Below are 17,450 nucleotides of genomic sequence, written 5' to 3' on the forward strand. Positions count from 1 at the left end.
GACGATGGTCCTCCCGGATCGGCTTCAGCTGGGGGGCTGTTCACCCGCGGGCCGACGGCCCTCGGGGTTGGCATCGCTACCGCCGGCCGTGCGGGGTCCGTCAGCGGTGGGGGCCGGTGCGCCGTCCCGGGCGCCGTCCTGGGCGCTCCCGGGATCCGCACCGTTCGAGTACGAGGACGCGTACGCGTCCGTGGCCGAGGGCTCCGACGTCTCCGAGGGCGCGGTCACGAAGCCGTTCTCCTTGCGGAACGACTCGTAGATCTGCAGGAGCACCTGCTTCTGCCGCTCGTTGATGGACGGGTCGGCGAGGATGACGGCGCGCGTCTCCAGCTCGTCCCGCTCCTTCTCGTCGAGGATCCCGGCCCGGACGTAGAGCGTCTCGGCGGAGATCCGCAGCGCCTTCGCGACCTGCTGGAGCACCTCGGCACTCGGCTTGCGCAGCCCGCGCTCGATCTGGCTCAGATACGGATTGGACACCCCGGCGGCATCGGCGAGCTGACGCAACGACAGCTGCGCGTTGCGCCGCTGCTCGCGCAGGTACTCACCGAGATTGCCGACGTTGAGCGATGCCATGTTCCCGATGGTGCCCCGCCTTGCTAACTATTGCAAGCGCCTGCTTGCAAAAGTGCGCCACGCCACGTGGAGCGCGGGCGCGGAGCCGGGCACGTTAATGGCTGGCCGCGCGGGCCGGGCGCGGCCTAGGGTGCCGATCATGGCCTGTCGCATCTCTGAACTGATCGTTCCCGCCCTGGAGCCGCGGCGTCTCGCGGCGTTCTGGTGCGAGGTGCTGGACTTCGTCGAGCTCGACACCGACGACGGCGCGGTGGAGATCGGACCGCGCGAAGGGTTCGGCGGACTCCAGCCGACCCTGGTCTTCGTGCCCACCGACGAGCCCAAGACGGATCAGCTGCGGCTGCACTTCGACGTCAACGCCACCGACCGCGACCAGGACGCCGAGCTCGAACGCCTCCTGAAGCTCGGGGCGCGTCCGGCCGACATCGGCCAGAGCGGCGGAGAGCAGTGGCACGTCCTGCTCGACCCAGAGGGCAACGAGTTCTGCCTCCTGCGGGCCCGGCTGAGCTGAGCGCCCCCGCGCCCGTCACGCGGCCGTGCGCCGGGGCGCGTACGCCCACCTCGGTACGGAGAACTGGGCCACCGGCCCCACCGCGACGGCGTACAGGACCGTGCCGACGCCCACCGTGCCGCCGAGGAGCCAGCCGGCGGCGAGGACGGCGAGTTCGATGCCGGTGCGGACGGTGCGCAGGGAGCGGCCGGTCGCGGCGGTCAGGCCGGTCATCAGGCCGTCGCGGGGGCCGGGGCCGAAGCGGGCGCCCACGTAGACGGCGATCGAGAAGCCGTTCAGGAGGATGCCCGCCGTCAGCAGGGCGATCCGCGCCGGGAGCCCCGCGGGCTCCGGGACGAGCCAGAGGCCCGCGTCCGCCACGGCGCCCACCAGGGCGATGTTGGCGAAGGTGCCGAAGGCCGGCCGCTGCCGCAGCGGGATCCACAGGGCGAGGACGGCCGCGCCCACCAGCGTGGTCAGCGCCCCGAAGCTGAGCGGGGTGTGGCGCTCCAGGCCCTGGTTGAGGACGGCCCACGGGTTGACGCCCAGGGCGGCCCGGACCGTGAGGGCGATGCTGAAGCCGTACAGGGCGAGCCCGGTGAGGAGTTGGGGGATCCGGCGCAGGGGGCGCTCGGCGAACGGCAGATAGGTGAGGGGTGGTGTCCGTCGGGCCGGGCTCCGCTGCCGCCCGTCTTCGCGCGCCGCCCCCGGCCCCGCGCCCCGCCCCTTCCGTTGCTGCCCCGCCCCCGGCCCCGCGCCCCGTCCCTTCCGTTGATGCCCCGCCTTGAGTCCCACGCCCCGCTCCTCCCTTTCGTCTGCCGCCCGGTGGGTGGTTCCGCCGCCGCGGCCGGGTTTCCCACCCGCCCAGGGCCCCGAGCGCGGCGCCCCACAGGCCCTTGCCAATGGCCAGAGTCTGTACAGTCATTGGCCCTGAAAGCATGGCCAATCTCCAGGGAGTGGTATGGCCGAGCGGAACCTGGGCGGGCAGCAGCTCGCCGCGCTGCTGCCCGGCGCGGCGGACGCCCGGCCCGCCTACCGGCACCTCGCCCAGGCCATCGGCGACCTGGTGCTCGACGGGCGGGTCGCGCTGCGGGTGCGGCTGCCCGCGGAACGGGAGCTGGCCCTGGCGCTCGGCGTCAGCAGGCCCACCGTCACCGCCGCCTACGACCTGCTGCGCGAGAGCGGCTACGCGCACAGCCGCCGGGGCTCCGGCACCTGGACCGCGCTGCCCGAGGGCCGCACGCCCAGCGGGGTCACCCGCGTCCTCGCACCGCCGGACGCCGCCATCGACCTGGCCAGGGCCGCGCCGGGACTGCCCGAGCACGCCGTGGCCGACGCGCTCGCCGCGGCCGCGGCCCGGATCGCCGCGCACACGCGGACCCCGGGCTACCACCCGTACGGGCTGCCGGAGTTGCGCGCCGCCGTCGCCGAGCGGTTCACCCGGCGCGGCCTGGCCACCGTGCCGGAGCAGATCCTGGTGACCTCCGGCGCCCAGCACGCGCTCACGCTGGTCCTCGGGCTCCTGTCGAGCCCGGGCGACCGGGTCCTCGTCGAGAGCCCCTCGTACCCGAACGCCCTGGAGGCGCTGCGCCGCGCCCGGCTGCGGCCGGTGTCCGTCCCCATGGCCGACGACGGCTGGGACGCGGAGCTCGTCGAGTCGACGCTGCGCCAGGCCGTGCCCCAACTCGCCTACCTCATCCCCGACTTCCACAACCCGACCGGGCTGCTCATGCCCGACGGCACCCGGGCCCGGGTGCTGCGCGCCGCGCACCGCTGCGGCACCTGGCTCGTCGTCGACGAGACCCTCGCGGACCTCGCCCTGGACGTCCCGGCCCCGCACCCCACCGCCACGCACGCCGCACCCGGGGCGGCCGCGCAGGTCATCACCGTCGGCTCGATGAGCAAGAGCCACTGGGGCGGCCTGCGCGTCGGCTGGCTGCGCGCGCCCGCGCGGCTCGTGACCGAGCTGGCCGCCCAGCGCGTCGCGGGCGACCTGGGCGGCCCGGTCGTGGACCAGTTCCTCGCCCTGCACTTCCTGGAGCGGGCGGACACCTCGGTGCCGGAACGGATCGCGCGCCTGCGCGAGCAGCGGGACGCGCTCACCGGGGCGCTCGCCGCGCGCCTGCCCGGCTGGACCTGGCGGCAGCCGCCCGGCGGGCTCTCGCTCTGGGCGGACCTGGGCGCGCCCGTCGCCGCCGCGCTCGCCGAACGGGCCCTGGACTACGGCGTGCGCATCGAGGGCGGTGCCTGCTTCGCCGCCGACCCGGGCGTGTTCGAGCAGCGGCTGCGCATCCCGTTCACCACCGGCCCGGACACGCTGCGCGAGGCCGTGCGCCGACTGGCCGCCGCGCTCGCCGACGACCGGCCGCTGCCGTCGGCCGCGCACCGGCCGCGCTGGGTCGTCTGAGGCGGGACCCCGACGCCCACGCCGGGCCCCCGACGTCCACCCCGGGGCCACGGCGTCCGCCTCGGTCCCACAGCGTCCACGCCGGGCCCACGTCGCCCGCGTATCATCCGGACACCTATTCGATCTTCCGGTGGCCGGGGGGCCGCCGTGAACCAATGGGGGGAACCATGCGCCACCGAGCGCTCACCGCGGCGGGCCTGTGCGCCGCCGTCGTCCTGGGAGCCGTCGGCCTGGCGCCGACCGCGAGCGCGGCCGGGCCGCGGCAGGCGCCCGGCGCCGCCCGGCCCGCCGTCGACGGACCGGACTTCAACGGGGACGGCTACCCGGACCTGGCCGTCGGCGCGCACACCGCGACCGTCGACGGGGTGCGGCGGGCGGGCGCCGTCACCGTCGCCTACGGCTCCGCGCACGGGCTGACGTACGAGACCGCGCACGTCATCGGCCAGGGCACGCCGGGCGTCCCGGGCGATCCCGTGCCGGACGCGCGCTGGCGCGAGGCCAGCTCCTACGGCGACCTCGACGGCGACGGGTACGACGACCTGGTCGTGCACTGGCTCCAGCGGAACACCGTGCTGTGGGGCGGCAAGGACGGCATCACCGGCGCGGGCACCGCCCTGCCGCCCGGCGACTACCGGGCCGATTCGCCCAAGCTGCTCGGCGGCGGCGCGGGCGTGGGCGACGTCAACGGCGACGGCGTCGACGACTTCGTCAGCCGCGGCCACGACGGCCTCTCGTACGGCGTGTCCGTGCTGCTCGGCCCGCTGAACCGGGACACGGGCAAGCCCGCGGGCGTCTGGCACCGCGACTCCGCGAAGGCCGACAAGCTCGTCATCGGCACCGTCTACGTGGGCGACCTGACCGGCGACGGCATCGACGACGTCGTGGCCGGCGGCGGAGTCGTCCTCGGCAGCGGCAAGCCGGGCGGCGTCGTCCTCAAGGGCTCCAAGGACGGCCTGGTCAAGGGCAGCGCGTTCAAGGCCCCGTACCGGCACGGCACCGTCCTGCCGTCCGCCTTCGGGGATCTGAACAAGGACGGCTACCAGGACCTGGTCACCGGCCACCCGGACCAGAACGAGGTGTACGTGACGTACGGCGGCCCCGACGGTACGGGGATGAAGTCCCGCTCGTACTCCCAGGCGAGCGCGGGGGTGCCGGGCGTGGACGAGGCGGGCGACCGGTTCGGCTCCGCGGTGGCGATCGGCGACACCGACGCGGACGGGTACGCGGACCTCGTCGTCGGGGCCTCGTACGAGACGGGCTCCGACCCGGTGGCGACGGCGGGGGCGGGCGCGGTGACCGTGCTGCGCGGCGGCCCGTCCGGCATCACCACCGAGGGCGCGCGGACGCTCACGCAGAACTCCAAGGGCGTGCCCGGCACGTCGGAGGCCGACGACCACTTCGGCGCGGCGGTGGCCGTGACCGGAGCGGGCGGCCGCCCCGAGGTCTTCGTGGGCGGCAACGGCGAGGACGGCTTCAAGGGCCGCGTCTGGCGGCTGCCGACGGGGCCCGGCGGCGTCACCGGCACCGGCGCCACCGGCTTCGGGCTCGACGCCCTGGGCGGTCCGGCGGGCGGGGGCAACTTCGGGTACCGGATGGTCGGTTGATCCGGCACCCGGGGGCTCAGCGGTTGGCGACCCGGTTGAAGGAGGCCTTGGCCCACACGTAGCCGAGCACGGTCAGGGCGGTCAGCCAGGCCAGGGAGATCCAGCCGTCGTTGCCGATCCCGGTGCCCAGGAGCAGACCGCGGACCGTCTCGGTGATCGGTGTGAAGGGCTGGTACTCCGCGAACCAGCGGATCCCGGCGGGCATCGAGTCCGGCGGGACCACCGCCGAGCCCAGGAAGGGCAGGAACGCCAGCGGCAGCGGCGCGTTGGAGGCCGTCTCCACGCTCTCGGAGCCGAGGCCGATCGCCGCCGAGAGCCAGGCGAGCGCGAACGCCAGGAACAGCAGCAGGCCGAGGACCGCCGCCCACTCCAGGACGTGGGCGTTGGAGCGGAAGCCGACCGCGAGGGCGACGCACACGATGAGCAGGAGGCTGACCGCGGTCTGCACCACGTTGCCGAGGACGTGTCCGACGAGGACCGAGGCCCGGGAGATCGACATCGTCCGGAAGCGGTTGATGATGCCCTCGGTCATGTCGGTGCACACCGAGACGGCCGTGGCGATCGAGCTGGTGGCGATGGCCATCAGCAGGATGCCGGGGGTGATGTAGTTGGTGTACGCGTCCCGGCCGCCCCCGCCGCCGACTCCGGGTACGTCGATGCCGTCGCCCAGCGGGGCGCCGAAGACGTAGACGAACATCAGCAGCATCAGGACCGGCAGGACCACGACCGACAGGGTCAGCGAGGGATACCGCCGGGCGTGCTTGAGGTTGCGGCGCAGCATCGTCATCGAGTCGCGCAGCGCGTAGGTGGTGGTGCTCATCGCTGAGCCTCCTTCACGGCGGTGCCCGCGGCGACGGTCCTGCGGTCCTGGCCGGTCAGGGACAGGAAGACGTCGTCCAGGTCGGGGGTGTGCACGGTGAGCGCCTCCGCCTGGATGCCGGAGCCCTCCAGGACGTCGAGGACGGCGCGCAGGACGGGGATGCTGCCGTCGCTGGGGACCTGGAGCGTGAGCTCGTCGTCGTCGCGCGTGACGGTGGACAGGGCGAGGCGGTCGGTGGCGGCGTTCAGATGGTGGATGTCGTTGAAGCGCAGGCGGATGTGGCCGCCGGGGATGCGGCGCTTGAGCTCTTCGGCGGTGCCCTCGGCGACGATCTTCCCGCCGTCGAGCACCGCGATGCGGTCGGCCAGTTGGTCGGCCTCTTCCAGGTACTGCGTCGTCAGGAAGATGGTGGTGCCGCCCGCGACCAGGTCGCGGATCAGGTCCCACATGGTGCGGCGGCTGCGCGGGTCGAGGCCGGTCGTGGGCTCGTCGAGGAAGATCACGCTCGGGCGGCCGACCAGGGTCATCGCCAGGTCCAGTTTGCGGCGCATGCCGCCGGAGAAGGTCGAGGCGGGCTTGCGCGCCACGTCGGCGATCTCGAAGCGCTCCAGGAGTTCGGCGGTACGGCGGCTGCCCTCGGCCCGGTCGAGGTGCAGCAGGTCCGCGATGAGGAGCATGTTCTCCTCGGCGGTCAGCAGGCCGTCCACCGCGGCGAACTGCCCCGTCACGCCGATGGACCTGCGGACCGCGTCCGCGTGGCGGACCAGGTCGTGGCCCGCGATCTGGGCCGTGCCCCCGTCGTGGGCGATCAGGGTGGAGAGGATCTGCACGGTGGTCGTCTTGCCCGCACCGTTCGGACCGAGCAGCGCGAAGGTCGTGCCGGGCGCGACGCTCAGGTCGATCCCGTCGAGCACGACCTTCTCGCCGTACGCCTTGCGCAGCCCTTGTGCGGCGATCGCTTTCGGCGGAGCGGTCAAACCGGTGGTGGCAGTCATCGTGCCGCCTCCTTGCTTCGTTCTTGCTTCGTTTCTTCCGTGGCTGGTGCGAGCCGGTGCCTCGGGCACCCCGGGGCCGGGGCGCGTCAGGCGGAGGCGGAGCGGACCACGATGTCGCCGTAGCCGGTGCGGGCGGAGATCTCGACGGTCTCGGCGCCCGGGGCGGGGCCCGCGGCGGAGCCGAGCGCGTTGCGCACCGCGCCGAACTGGGAGTTGGCCTCCAGCCAGGCGACGCTGGAGTCGCGGATGCCGACCTCCAGGTCGCCGATGGCGGCCTCCATGGTGACGCGGCCGCGGGCGACGTCGGCGAGCTTGATGCTGCCGTTGTCGGCCTTCGCGTCGACGGCGGCGTGCGCGACGCCCACGTAGATGTTGCCGTTGGCGGTGGTGGCGCGCAGGTCGCCGGTGATCTCGCCGATGCTGGTGTCGTTCTTGTGGTTCCTGACGGTGGCGGTGCCGGTGATGTCGCCGAGGTCGACCTGGCCCGCCGCCTCGACCTCGACGTCGCCGGTGGCCCGCGAGAGGCGGACCGCGCCGAAGCCGGTCTTGAGGAAGGCGGCGCCGGTCTCCGCGACGGAGATGTCACCGGCGGACGACTCGAAGCGGCAGTCCCCGAGGCGGCCCTCGGTCCAGAAGGAGCCGGCGGCGGTCACGCCCCGGACGTCCGAGCCGGACGGCAGCTCCACGGTGACCTCCACCGAGCCGCTCTTGCCGAACACGGACCGCTGCTTGGGGCCCTTGACGACCAGGCGGCCGTCGACGCACGAGACCTCGACCTGCTGGGCGGCCTTCACGTCGGCGCTCTCGCTGTCGTCGGTGGGCGCCACCGTGACGACGGTGTCGAGGCGCTTGGTGGCGGTGAAGCGGGCGGTGCCCATGTCGAACTCGACGAGGGCGGAGAGCGGTTCGGGGGTGTCGAAGGTAGGCATGGCCGTCCTGTTCCGATCGTGGGGTCCGGCGCCGCCGGGAGGCGGGCGGAGGTCTTGAGGTGTCCCTGCGGTGCGTCACTCCTGCGGGCCGTCGGGGCGAGGCCCCGGAGCCCTGAACTTCATGACGCCAGCATGGCATCATGATGGCGCCAATGCAAGCCTTCTTGGCGCAATGGTGGTGCCACGGGGCGTGAAGCGGGGCGCACGGCGCGTTGCCCCACCCTGCCGCATGCCATCTGAGCTGGGGTTATTCGTACGGGGGCATGTCGGAGCGGTGTGCGCCACGGGCGCCAGCCAGGCGGGGAACACTGCCCTTAGGGGCATCGCGGGAGGGACGATAGGGGCGCTTGGTGCCGCCCGTGCGCCACGGAGGCGCCGGTCACGGCACCTCGGGTGCCGCTCGGGGGTACGGCGGGTGCCGCTCAGGGGCGCGGCGGGTGCCGCTCGGGGGTACGGCCAGGCGCAGCTCGGCGGTGCGGCAGGCGGCCAGGGGCCGCGGGCCGTCAGTCGGCCCGGGCCGCCGGGGCCCGCAGCCCCGCCAGCGTCGTCGCCACCGTGCGCCGCAGCGCCTCCGTACCGGCACCGGCGCGCGAGCGCAGGTTCACGCCGTACGCGAGCAGGACCAGCGTCTCGGCGGTGGCATCGAGGTCGACGCCCGGCGCCAGACCGCCCTCGGCGCGGGCCGCTGCCAGGGCGGCCGCCATCGCGTCCCGCAGCCGCCGGTGGTGCTCGTCCAGGACGGCGCGGACGTCGGGGTCCTCGGCCTCGCCGCCCGCGTAGGCGTTGACGAGCATGCAGCCCCAGCCCGCGTACTCGCCGCGGCAGCGCTGCTCGATCAGGCCGTCGAAGGCCTCCTGGATCGCGGGCAGGCCGCGCCCGTCGCCCGCGAGGCGCTCGCACGCCGGGCGCGCGCGCTCGCGCACGTAGCGGCGCAGCGCGGCCAGGTAGAGCTGGCGCTTGCCGCCGAAGGTGGCGTACAGGCTGGAGCGGTTGAGCCCCGTCTCGGCGGTGACGGTCTGGATGGAGACGGTGGCGGCGCCGAGCCGCCAGAAGAGGCGCTCGACGCGCTCCAGGGCCGCGTCGGGGTCGAAGTGCTTGACGTCGGGCACCGCGCCCCTCCCCTGTCGATTCCTGAACTGGCCGTTCCAAGTTAGCCCTTGACGCCCGTACGGGGCCACCACCATCCTGAAACGGTCGTTCCAAGATAAGCGCGGCGGCCCCCCGCCCCCGCGCCGGGACGGCGAGCACGCGGCATCGACGACCACGCGGCACCCAAGAGAAGGACGGCCCCGCATGAGCCTGCGCGACGAACTCCGCTTCCTCCACGACAACCGCCACCTCAAGCTGTCCGCCGACACCATGGCGACCATGGACCGCAACGCCGAGGCGCTCGCCGGGTCCGGCATCACGGACCGGGCGGTCGGCGTCGGGGCACGGGCCCCGCTCTTCACCCTCAAGTCGGCGACGGGCACGGAGGTTTCGCTGGCCGCCCTGCTCGCCGAGGGGCCGGTCGTGCTCACCTTCTACCGGGGCGCCTGGTGCCCGTTCTGCAACCTGGCGCTGCGCGCGCTCCAGGAGCACCACGCCGCGGTCACCGCCCGCGGGGCCCGGCTCGTCGCCGTCTCGCCGCAGGTCCCCGACGAGTCGCTGACCCTGACGGAGAAGCAGGGCCTCGCCTTCGACGTGCTCAGCGACCTCGGCTCGGACGTCGCGAAGAGCTACGGCATCGCCTTCGACCTGGGCGAGGAGCTGGGCGCGCTCTACGACGGCCTCGGCTTCGAGCTCCAGCGCGTCAACGGCGGGCACGGCCGCACCCTGCCCCTGCCCGCGACGTACGTCATCGACTCCGCGGGCGTCGTCCGCTGGGCGTTCGTGGCGACCGACTACGCGCTGCGGGCCGAGCCCGCCGACGTGCTCGCGGCACTCGACGCCCTCGGCTCCGACGCCCCCGGCTCCGACACCCCCGGCCCCGACGCCTGAGCCGCCGCGCGCAGCGCCCGCCGGGCGGCCGTCACCGCCGGACGGCCGCCACCTCCGCGGCGTACGACGGTGAAGATCCGGCGCGCGCCCAGGCCGGGCGGCAGGTCCATCAGCGCGACCGTCGGCGTGGCGGGCACCGCCGAGAAGGGCCCCGCGCCCCACACCAGGTCCGGCAGGAACGCGGCGGCATGGCCCCGCTCGGCGAGGCGCAGATGGACCAGCAGGTCGGCGGACTCGTACCGCACGTCGGGCTCGAACCCGGCCTCGCGGCACACCGTCGTCGCCCACCGCCGCGCGGCCGTGCCCTCGGGCTCCATGACCCAGGGGTGGCCGGACAGGGACCGCGGGTCCAGGTCACCGGACGCCCCCGGCACCGCGAGCCGCAGCGGGTCCCGGCACAGCTCCCGCCGCTCCAGCACGTCGGAGCGCGGGCCCGCGCCGCCCGGGTACTCCTCCGCGACGACCAGGTCGAAGTCCCGGGCGAGGAGCGCCGGAAGGGCCGCCTCCGGCTCCAGCTGCGTGACGTGCACGCGCAGCCGGGGGTGGGCCGCGCGCAGCGAGGTGAGGGCGGCGGGGACGAGCGCCAGGGCCGCGGTCTGGAAGGCGGCGACGCGCAGCGTGCCGGTGAGTTCGGCGAGCGAGGCGGCGATGTCCGCCTCGGCGCGCTCCATGCGCTCCAGGAGCGCCTCGGTGTGGGCGACGAGGATCTCGGCCTGCGCGGTGAGCCGCACCCGCCGCCCGACGGGTTCGAGGAGCGGGACGCCCGCCTCCGCCTCCAGCTGGGCGAGTTGCTGCGAGACGGTGGAGGGGCTGTACGAGAGCGCGGCGGCGACGGCGGCGAGCGTGCCGCGGTGCTTCAGCTCGCGCAGCAGCCGCAGCCGGCGGAGGTCGTACACGCGGCCCCCTTCGACCGGTCCCTGGCGAACGTTCGGCCTTCCTGATGAATATAGGTCGGAAAGATCCGCTGGACCGAAAGATCGGCCGGACCGCAAGGTGGGGCACATGACCGAGACCTCCGCTTCCGCCCGTACGACGCCGTGGTTCGCGCACCCCGCCGCCCGCGCCTGGGCCTGCGCACCCGCCCCGGCCGGCGTCCGGGACTTCCACGCGTCGCTGCCCGGGTACGCGCCCACGCCCCTGACGGAACTCCCCTCCCTGGCAGCCGAGCTGGGCGTCGGGCGGGTCTTCGTCAAGGACGAGTCGGCGCGGCTCGGGCTGCCCGCGTTCAAGGTGCTCGGCACGTCGTGGGCCGTGCACCGGCTGCTCGCGGGCCGTCCGGCCGGGGAGCGCGTGGAGTTCGTGACGGCGACCGACGGCAACCACGGCCGCGCGGTGGCCCGCGAGGCACGGCGGCTCGGCCACGGCGCCCACGTCTTCGTGTCGCAGGGGGTGCACCCCGGGGCGGCCGCCGCGATCGAGCGGGAGGGGGCGCGGGTCACACGGGTCGCCGGGGACTACGACCGGGCGGTCCGCGAGGCCGCGGCGGCGGCGCGCACCACCGCGCACGCGGTGCTCGTCCAGGACACCGCCTGGCCCGGCTACGAGGAGGTGCCCGCGCTGATCGTCGAGGGGTACGCCACGCTGTTCGCGGAGGTCGACGAGCAGCTCGCGGCGGCCGGGGCCGGGGCGCCCGGCCTGGTCGTGGTGCCCGTCGGCGTGGGCTCCCTGGCGCAGGCCGCCGTCACGCACTACCGCGGCCGCCCCGCCCCCGGAACCGGTCCCGGAACCGCCCCCGCGCTGCTCGCCGTCGAGCCGACCGCGGCGGCACCCGCCCTCGCGAGCCTCACGCACGGCGAGCCCGTCACCGTGCCCACCCGCACGACGGCCATGGCGGGCCTGAACTGCGGCACCCTCTCCAGCCTCGCCTGGCCGTACCTGCGCGACGGCCTCGACGCGGCCACCGCCGTACCGGACACGGCGGCCGCGACGGCCCTGCGCGACCTGTCCGCGCTCGGCGTCCCCTCCGGCCCGTGCGGCGCCGCCCCCCTCGCGGCCGCCCGGGCAGCCCTGACGGACGCCGACCGCAGGGCGGCCCTGGCGGCGACACCGACGACGACGGTGGTGCTCCTCAGCACGGAGGGCCGGGAGGCCAACCCGCACGGCTGAATTCCAGCAGGCGGCCCGCCAGCCTCTCCACTCGTGCGTGCCACGCCGCACGTGCTGCCGTCGGGTCCCCGGATCCGCGGTGCGTCAGGAGGAGCCGGGCTCCGTATCCCGTGCCCGGGGCGAGGCGGATGCGCACCTCGCCGCCCCCGGCCACCTCGTACGCCACCAGCTCCGGCACCCGTACCTCCGTGACCACCCCGGCCAGGACGCCGTCGGCGACGAGCCCCTCCGGTGCCTCGGAGCCCTTGAGGACCTCGTCGCCCTCGGTGAACGCGGCCCAGACGGCGTCGGCGGGCCGTACCAGCTGGCGTTCGAAGCGGACGGTGCCGTCGGCGGTGATCTCGCCGCCGCCGAGGTCGAACTGTTCCAGGTACGCCTCGTGCAGCTCGCCCGTGTCGCGGGGCCTGGCCGGTTCGGCGACGCCGTCCAGGAGTTCGCCGAGCGCGCTGACGCACAGGTGCCACCCGGCGCCGAAGCTCGGGGCGCCGAACCGGTCGTCGAAGGTGTGCACGAGCGTGAGCAGCGAGCCTCCGGTCTCCGGGTCCGGCGCGACCTCCCAGCGCAGCTGGTCGTCGCCCCAGGTGCACGCGTACAGGCGGGGCGCCTCGACGTCGGTCGGCTCGCGCCCGCCCGCCTCGGACGGGAACCAGTGCTTCAGGAGCTCGGGCCGGGTGAGGGCGGCCCAGACCCGCTCGGGCGGGTGGCCGATGCGCCGCTCCATGCGCAGCGCGTGCCGCCCGCCGGGGGCCGTGGTCAAGGTGTCGGCACGGGGGTTCATGACGGTACGTCCTCCATCGCGGGGCCGAAGGCGGGCAGGGCGACTCCTTGTCCCGTAGTGAATAGAACCATCTATCCAGTGCCGGAACAGGAAGGGACACCCCGGCCTCCTAGGCCGCCCGCCACGGCAACTCCCTGCTGTGCACCACCTCAAGGCTCGACACCGCCCGGGTCAGGACCACGTACAGCCGGTGCCGTCCGCGCTCCTCCGCCTCCGCGATCGCGGCCGGTTCGACCGCCACCACGTGGTCGTACTCCAGGCCCTTGGCCACCGACGCGGGCACGACCGTGACGCGGGCGCCCAGCTCGTCCGGGCCCGCCGTGCCGATGCCCGCCCCGGCGAGCGCGGCGCGCAGCGCGTCCGTGGCGGCGTCGGCCGCGATGACGCCGATGGAGCCCTCGCGGACGAGCGCGCCGCGGACCGCCGCGACGGCACCGGTCAGCACGTCCGGGACCCGCCGGACCGCGAGGTCGCCGTCGCGGCGCAGGGAACGCGCGGGCGGCACGTCGACGTCGAGCCCGGCGAGCAGGTCGTTGGCGAGCGTGACGATGGCCCGCGGGACGCGGAAGCCGGTGGTGAGCGGCGTGACCGGGGTGTCCGGCTTGCCGAGGTGGGCGAGGAGTTCGGGCCAGGCGCGGGCGGCCCACGGCGTGGTGCCCTGCGCGAGGTCGCCGAGGACGGTGACGGAGCCGAAGCCGACGCGGCGCGCGATGGCGCGGCACTCCATCGGCGAGAGGTCCTGCGCCTCGTCGACGACGATGTGGCCGTAGCCCTCGGGCCGTTCCACGAGGCCCGCGAGTTCGTCGAGGAGGACGAGGTCGGCGGCCGACCACCGCGCGGACCTGTACGAGCGCGGGGGCCCGGCCCAGGCGATCGCCCGCTGCTCCGCGTCCGTGAGGAGGCCGTCGGCGGCCCGTGCCAAGGCGTCCGCGTCCCCGAGGAGTTCGTACAGGACCTCCTCGGGGCGGGCCTTCGGCCAGGCCGCGTCGACGAAGGCGGAGACGGGCCGCGCCCGGGAGACCTTCTGCACCCAGGTGTTGTTCATCGGGCCCGCGCGGCGCTCGGCCTGGTCCTGGATGTGGCGGACGGCGCGGCTGCGGACGCGCTCGCGGCCGGTGTCGTAGGGCGGCTCCTCCGCGCGGACGTCCGCGACGATCCGCTCCAGGTCGGCGGCGGGGATCCGCCAGCGGTACGAGCCGTCCGGCAGCGCGAGGTCGGCGGCGACGGGGCGCACGCGCGCGTAGAGGGCGCGGCGCAGGACCTCCGCCATCCGGGCGTCGTGCTTGACGGCCGCGGCCCGCTCGTCGTCGTACGCCGTGACGGGCTGCCGGGCGATCTCGTCCTGGACGGTGGACTGGCGCACCCCGGTCTCGCCGAGGGAGGGCAGGACCTCGGCGATGTAGCGCAGGAAGGTGCGGTTGGGGCCGAGGATCAGCAGGCCGGAGCGGCGGACGCGCTGCGGGTGGGTGTAGAGGAGGTAGGCCGCGCGGTGCAGGCCGACGGCGGTCTTGCCGGTGCCGGGGGCGCCCTGGACGCACACGGAGGCGGTGAGCGCGGCCCGGACGAGGTCGTCCTGCTCGGGCTGGATGGTGGCGGCGATGTCGCGCATGGGGCCGACCCGGGGCCGCTCGATCTCCCCGGCGACGATGCGGCTCGGCGCGGCCGCCTCGCCGGACGTCAGGTGCTCGTCCTCCAGGCCGGTGAGGTCGGCGGAGTCGCCCTTGCTGCCGGGTGCCCAGCCGAAGCGGCGGCGGACGGCCACGCCCTGCGGGTCGCGGGCGCCCGCCTGGTAGAAGGCGCGCGACACGGGCGCCCGCCAGTCGACGACCAGCGGCGGCGCGGCCGGGTCCTCGGTGACGCGCAGCCGTCCGATGTGGTAGCGCTGGCCGCGGTGGCCGCCCGCGTCCGCCGTCTCGGTGTCGAAGTCGAGCCGCCCGAAGTACAGGGGTCCCTGCGGGAGTTCGCGCATCTCCTTGGCCTTGCTGCGCAGCTGGTAGCCGAGCACTTCGGCGTCGGCGCCGGAGGCGGAGGCGTTCTCGCCGCTGATCACCTGTTCCTGGGCCCCGTCCACCATCGCGGCGAGGGCGGCGCGGCAGGTGTCGTGGTAGCGGCGCTCCCGTGCGAGCTCTTCGTCGAGTGGTGTCATGCCGACGAGCGTAGCAAGAAAACGTTACTGAGTTACATTTTTTACTGAGGCTCACTTGGCGCTACGCTGGAGCCATGACCGGTACGACGGACACGCCCCCGCACACCGCCCCGGCCCCCGTCGGCCTGCGGCAGCTCAAGAAGCGGCGCACGCAGCAGACGATCTCCGACACGGCGGTCGCGCTCTTCCTGGAGCGCGGCTTCGACAAGGTGTCGGTCGCGGAGGTGGCGGCCGCCGCGGAGGTCTCCAAACCCACGCTGTTCCGGTACTTCCCGGCCAAGGAGGACCTGGTCCTGCACCGGTTCGCCGACCACGAGGACGAGGCGGCCCGCGTGGTCACGGCCCGCGGCGACCGCTCCCCGCTGACGGCCCTGCGCGACCACTTCCACGCGGGGCTCGACCGCCACGACCCGGTCACCGGCCTCTGCGACCACCCCGACGTGCTCGCCTTCCACCGGCTGCTCTACGGCACCCCGTCCCTGATGGGCCGCCTGTACGCCTACCAGGACCGGGCCGAACGCGCCCTCGCCCGCGCCCTCGCCGCCCCCGCCGCCGAAGCCTCCCTCGACGCCCGCCTGGCCGCGGCGCAGATCCTGGCCGTGCAGCGGGTGCTCGCGCTGGAGAACTGGCGGGGGATCGCGGCGGGGGAGCGCGCGGCCGTCCTCCTGCCGCGGGCGCGCACGGCCGCGGGGCAGGCCTTCGCCCACCTCGCCACGGGACTGCCGCACTACGCCTGAGCGCCGGGGCGGACAGGCCCTAGGGCAGCGGACCCGCCACGCGCCACAGGGCGTCGAAGAGCAGCCCCCGGTGCCGGATCCGCTCGCGGGCGGCGGTGCCCTCGTCGGCGTGCCAGCAGGTGAGGCAGCCGCTCCCGTCGAAGAGCTGCTCCCGCCCGATCAGGCAGAAGCCGGGGAACGGCGTGAGGTGCAGGGCGCGGAACTCCTCGTCGAGGCGGGCCCGTTCGCCCCGCGCGAGCGACCGCCGCAGCGCCGCGACGTCCTGGGCGTGCCCGCGCACCCGCCGCAGCAGCTCCCGCCGCACGGCCGCCCCGTCCCCGGCCGCGCCCGGCACGGCAACCGGCCGGGTGAAGTCCGGCACGATGACCCGCAGCGTGACGTGCGCCCGCGCCGCCGGGCCGGGCCCGCCCAGACAGCCCGTCAGCGCCCGCACCACGTCCTCGCCGGTGAACGCGACGGCGTCGATACGGGGATCCCGGTCGAGGGCCGCAGCGATGCGGTGCTCCAGCACGGACGCGGCCGCCGTCGACGCGCACTGCCGCGCCGGTGGCCGCAGTGATTCCTTCACGTCACGTCCCTCGCCGCACAGCGCGTCTCCCACCACACCCAGGAGGGTCGCCGCCCGGACCGGCGGCCAGCGACATGATGCCCGCCCCGGGGGACGCCCAGGAAGACGCCGCGCCCCCCGGATCTACCGCGGCCCGCGCTCCTCCTCGGCCCAGGACCAGCGCGCGAGGGCGTCCATCGTGTCGGCGTACGACGGCACGGACTTGAGGTCCAGGGCGTGCCGGGCGGCGCCGAGCGCGGAGTGCGCCCGCCCGGCCGCACGCTCCAGGGCACCCTCCGCCCGCTCCTCCGCCTCCAGCATCAGGGCCGCCCGGATGACGTCGGTGAAGACGGACTGGGCCCGCTTGAAGTCGAGCAGCCGCGGCAGGTCCCGCCACCACCCGGACCGGCTCCCGGCCCTGGCCGCCGACACCGCCTCGCACCAGCGCCGCACGACCTGCCGCTCCTGGTGCGGGGCGTACCGCATGAGGTGCAGATGCGTGGCCAGGTCGTACAGGGGGTCGCCGACCATCGCGAGCTCCCAGTCGATCGTCCAGAGCTGGCCGCAGCGGTCCAGGACGAAGTTCTCCCCGTGCAGATCGCCGTGGAGCAGACAGAAAGGGCGGCGCGTCAGCCCCGACACCCGCTCGCGCAGCACGGCGAAGGAGTCCCTGCCGATCCCGAACTCCTTGAAGAGCGGGCCGAACCGGTCCTCGTTCTTCAGGTAGACGTACTCCTCGGCGAAGAAGACGAGACGCTCGACGAAGCCGTTGGTGTCCCCGTCCCGCGGCCGGTCCGCGGCGGCGCAGCGCCGCCCGGCCGCCACGTCGTCGGGCCCCACGCCCGCCAGCTCGCCGAACAGGGCGACGATCTGGTCGATCACCCCGGCCGGGATGTCGGCACCGCGGCCCGTGCCGGGGCCGGGCTCGTACTCCGCGCCGGACTCGGCCTCCGAGCGCGCGCAGGAGCCCAGCGTGCGCCCCTCGATAAAGCGCTGGAGCCGGAACCCGTCCTTCTGGATCACCTCCGGAACGCGCGTGACGCGCCCGGCGAGCGCGACGAGCAGTTCCTCCTCCGACCAGAAGCAGCGGCGGTCGAACCACAGCAGGCCCGGACGCGGCTCCCGGCACTTCCAGCGCCAGGTCACCCCGGACTCGTCCGGCAGCGGGAAGACGTACGTCTCGTGGTGATAGCCCCTGAGCGGCCCTTCGAGCGCGGCCATGCCGCCGCTCGCCAGGGCGGCGCGGGCCCGGGCCGCGGAGGTCGACGCAGAGGGCATGGCACGTTTCTCCCAGCCTGGGAAACCGGTTCTTCCCGACGGGAAAACCGGTCCGTTGGA

General features: G+C 75.0%; 17 protein-coding genes. 6 read left to right on the plus strand and 11 right to left on the minus strand.

The genetic code is table 11. The annotated features are described in order from the left end of the window. Positions 1 to 24: 24 nt before the first annotated feature. Positions 25 to 573, minus strand: coding sequence for a helix-turn-helix transcriptional regulator (locus C9F11_RS19160; protein WP_138960446.1), 549 nt, complete (start codon positions 571 to 573; stop codon positions 25 to 27). A 139-nt stretch (positions 574 to 712) separates the two neighbouring features. On the opposite strand from C9F11_RS19160, the gene C9F11_RS19165 reads away from it, so the two are divergent. After that, positions 713 to 1,084: a VOC family protein gene (locus C9F11_RS19165; RefSeq protein ID WP_138960447.1), complete on the plus strand. Its 372-nt coding sequence runs from the start codon at positions 713 to 715 to the stop codon at positions 1,082 to 1,084. Positions 1,085 to 1,099: 15 nt separating this feature from the next. On the opposite strand, the gene C9F11_RS19170 is transcribed toward C9F11_RS19165, so the two are convergent. Then, complete coding sequence (locus C9F11_RS19170) at positions 1,100 to 1,708, minus strand: hypothetical protein (protein ID WP_138966699.1); 609 nt, start codon at positions 1,706 to 1,708, stop codon at positions 1,100 to 1,102. A 316-nt stretch (positions 1,709 to 2,024) separates the two neighbouring features. On the opposite strand from C9F11_RS19170, the gene C9F11_RS19175 reads away from it, so the two are divergent. Beyond that, positions 2,025 to 3,470 (plus strand): PLP-dependent aminotransferase family protein, encoded by a 1,446-nt coding sequence (locus tag C9F11_RS19175; RefSeq protein ID WP_138960448.1) that lies wholly within the window; start codon positions 2,025 to 2,027, stop codon positions 3,468 to 3,470. A gap of 167 nt (positions 3,471 to 3,637) precedes the next feature. Next, the gene (locus C9F11_RS19180; RefSeq protein ID WP_171075787.1) at positions 3,638 to 5,074 is read left to right on the plus strand and encodes an FG-GAP-like repeat-containing protein; all 1,437 of its coding nucleotides are present in this window, start codon (positions 3,638 to 3,640) and stop codon (positions 5,072 to 5,074) included. A 16-nt stretch (positions 5,075 to 5,090) separates the two neighbouring features. On the opposite strand, the gene C9F11_RS19185 is transcribed toward C9F11_RS19180, so the two are convergent. The 4 genes from C9F11_RS19185 to C9F11_RS19200 form a co-directional block, all read right to left on the minus strand. Then, positions 5,091 to 5,894 carry an ABC transporter permease gene (locus tag C9F11_RS19185; protein WP_138960450.1) on the minus strand — a complete coding sequence of 268 codons (804 nt, stop codon included), beginning with the start codon at positions 5,892 to 5,894 and terminating at the stop codon, positions 5,091 to 5,093. Continuing rightward, positions 5,891 to 6,889: an ATP-binding cassette domain-containing protein gene (locus tag C9F11_RS19190; protein WP_138960451.1), complete on the minus strand. Its 999-nt coding sequence runs from the start codon at positions 6,887 to 6,889 to the stop codon at positions 5,891 to 5,893. The genes C9F11_RS19185 and C9F11_RS19190 overlap by 4 nt, the downstream gene beginning before the upstream one ends. Before the next feature lie 86 nt (positions 6,890 to 6,975). Then, entirely contained in the window at positions 6,976 to 7,818 is an 843-nt protein-coding gene (locus tag C9F11_RS19195) for a DUF4097 family beta strand repeat-containing protein (RefSeq protein ID WP_138960452.1), read from the minus strand. 503 nt (positions 7,819 to 8,321) lie between these two features. Next, complete coding sequence (locus C9F11_RS19200; RefSeq protein WP_138960453.1) at positions 8,322 to 8,927, minus strand: TetR/AcrR family transcriptional regulator; 606 nt, start codon at positions 8,925 to 8,927, stop codon at positions 8,322 to 8,324. A 184-nt stretch (positions 8,928 to 9,111) separates the two neighbouring features. Between C9F11_RS19200 and C9F11_RS19205 the strand changes: the two genes are divergently transcribed. Next, a complete protein-coding gene (locus tag C9F11_RS19205) occupies positions 9,112 to 9,798 on the plus strand; it encodes a peroxiredoxin-like family protein (protein ID WP_138960454.1) in 687 nt (228 codons plus the stop codon). Here the strand turns inward: C9F11_RS19205 and C9F11_RS19210 are convergent. Then, the gene (locus tag C9F11_RS19210) at positions 9,702 to 10,694 is read right to left on the minus strand and encodes a LysR family transcriptional regulator (RefSeq protein WP_138960455.1); all 993 of its coding nucleotides are present in this window, start codon (positions 10,692 to 10,694) and stop codon (positions 9,702 to 9,704) included. The two genes, C9F11_RS19205 and C9F11_RS19210, sit on opposite strands and share 97 nt — an antisense overlap. A gap of 106 nt (positions 10,695 to 10,800) precedes the next feature. On the opposite strand from C9F11_RS19210, the gene C9F11_RS19215 reads away from it, so the two are divergent. After that, entirely contained in the window at positions 10,801 to 11,904 is a 1,104-nt protein-coding gene (locus tag C9F11_RS19215) for a pyridoxal-phosphate dependent enzyme (protein ID WP_138960456.1), read from the plus strand. Here the strand turns inward: C9F11_RS19215 and C9F11_RS19220 are convergent. Both C9F11_RS19220 and C9F11_RS19225 read right to left on the minus strand, forming a co-directional pair. Next, entirely contained in the window at positions 11,867 to 12,682 is an 816-nt protein-coding gene (locus C9F11_RS19220; protein ID WP_138960457.1) for a toxin-antitoxin system toxin subunit, read from the minus strand. The two genes, C9F11_RS19215 and C9F11_RS19220, sit on opposite strands and share 38 nt — an antisense overlap. 109 nt (positions 12,683 to 12,791) lie before the next feature. Beyond that, positions 12,792 to 14,828 (minus strand): AAA family ATPase, encoded by a 2,037-nt coding sequence (locus tag C9F11_RS19225; protein ID WP_138960458.1) that lies wholly within the window; start codon positions 14,826 to 14,828, stop codon positions 12,792 to 12,794. Positions 14,829 to 14,902: 74 nt separating this feature from the next. Here C9F11_RS19225 and C9F11_RS19230 point away from each other — a divergent pair, with 74 nt between their 5' ends. After that, on the plus strand, positions 14,903 to 15,565 hold the full coding sequence (locus C9F11_RS19230; protein WP_138960459.1) for a TetR/AcrR family transcriptional regulator: 663 nt from the start codon (positions 14,903 to 14,905) through the stop codon (positions 15,563 to 15,565). Positions 15,566 to 15,584: 19 nt separating this feature from the next. Here C9F11_RS19230 and C9F11_RS19235 read toward each other — a convergent pair whose 3' ends face one another. After that, the gene (locus C9F11_RS19235) at positions 15,585 to 16,133 is read right to left on the minus strand and encodes a hypothetical protein (protein ID WP_138960460.1); all 549 of its coding nucleotides are present in this window, start codon (positions 16,131 to 16,133) and stop codon (positions 15,585 to 15,587) included. Positions 16,134 to 16,256: 123 nt separating this feature from the next. Beyond that, a complete protein-coding gene (locus C9F11_RS19240; protein ID WP_138960461.1) occupies positions 16,257 to 17,390 on the minus strand; it encodes a phosphotransferase in 1,134 nt (377 codons plus the stop codon). Positions 17,391 to 17,450 lie beyond the last annotated feature (60 nt).

Origin of the sequence: Streptomyces sp. YIM 121038, assembly GCF_006088715.1 — a bacterium.
Taxonomy (GTDB): Bacteria; Actinomycetota; Actinomycetes; order Streptomycetales; family Streptomycetaceae; genus Streptomyces.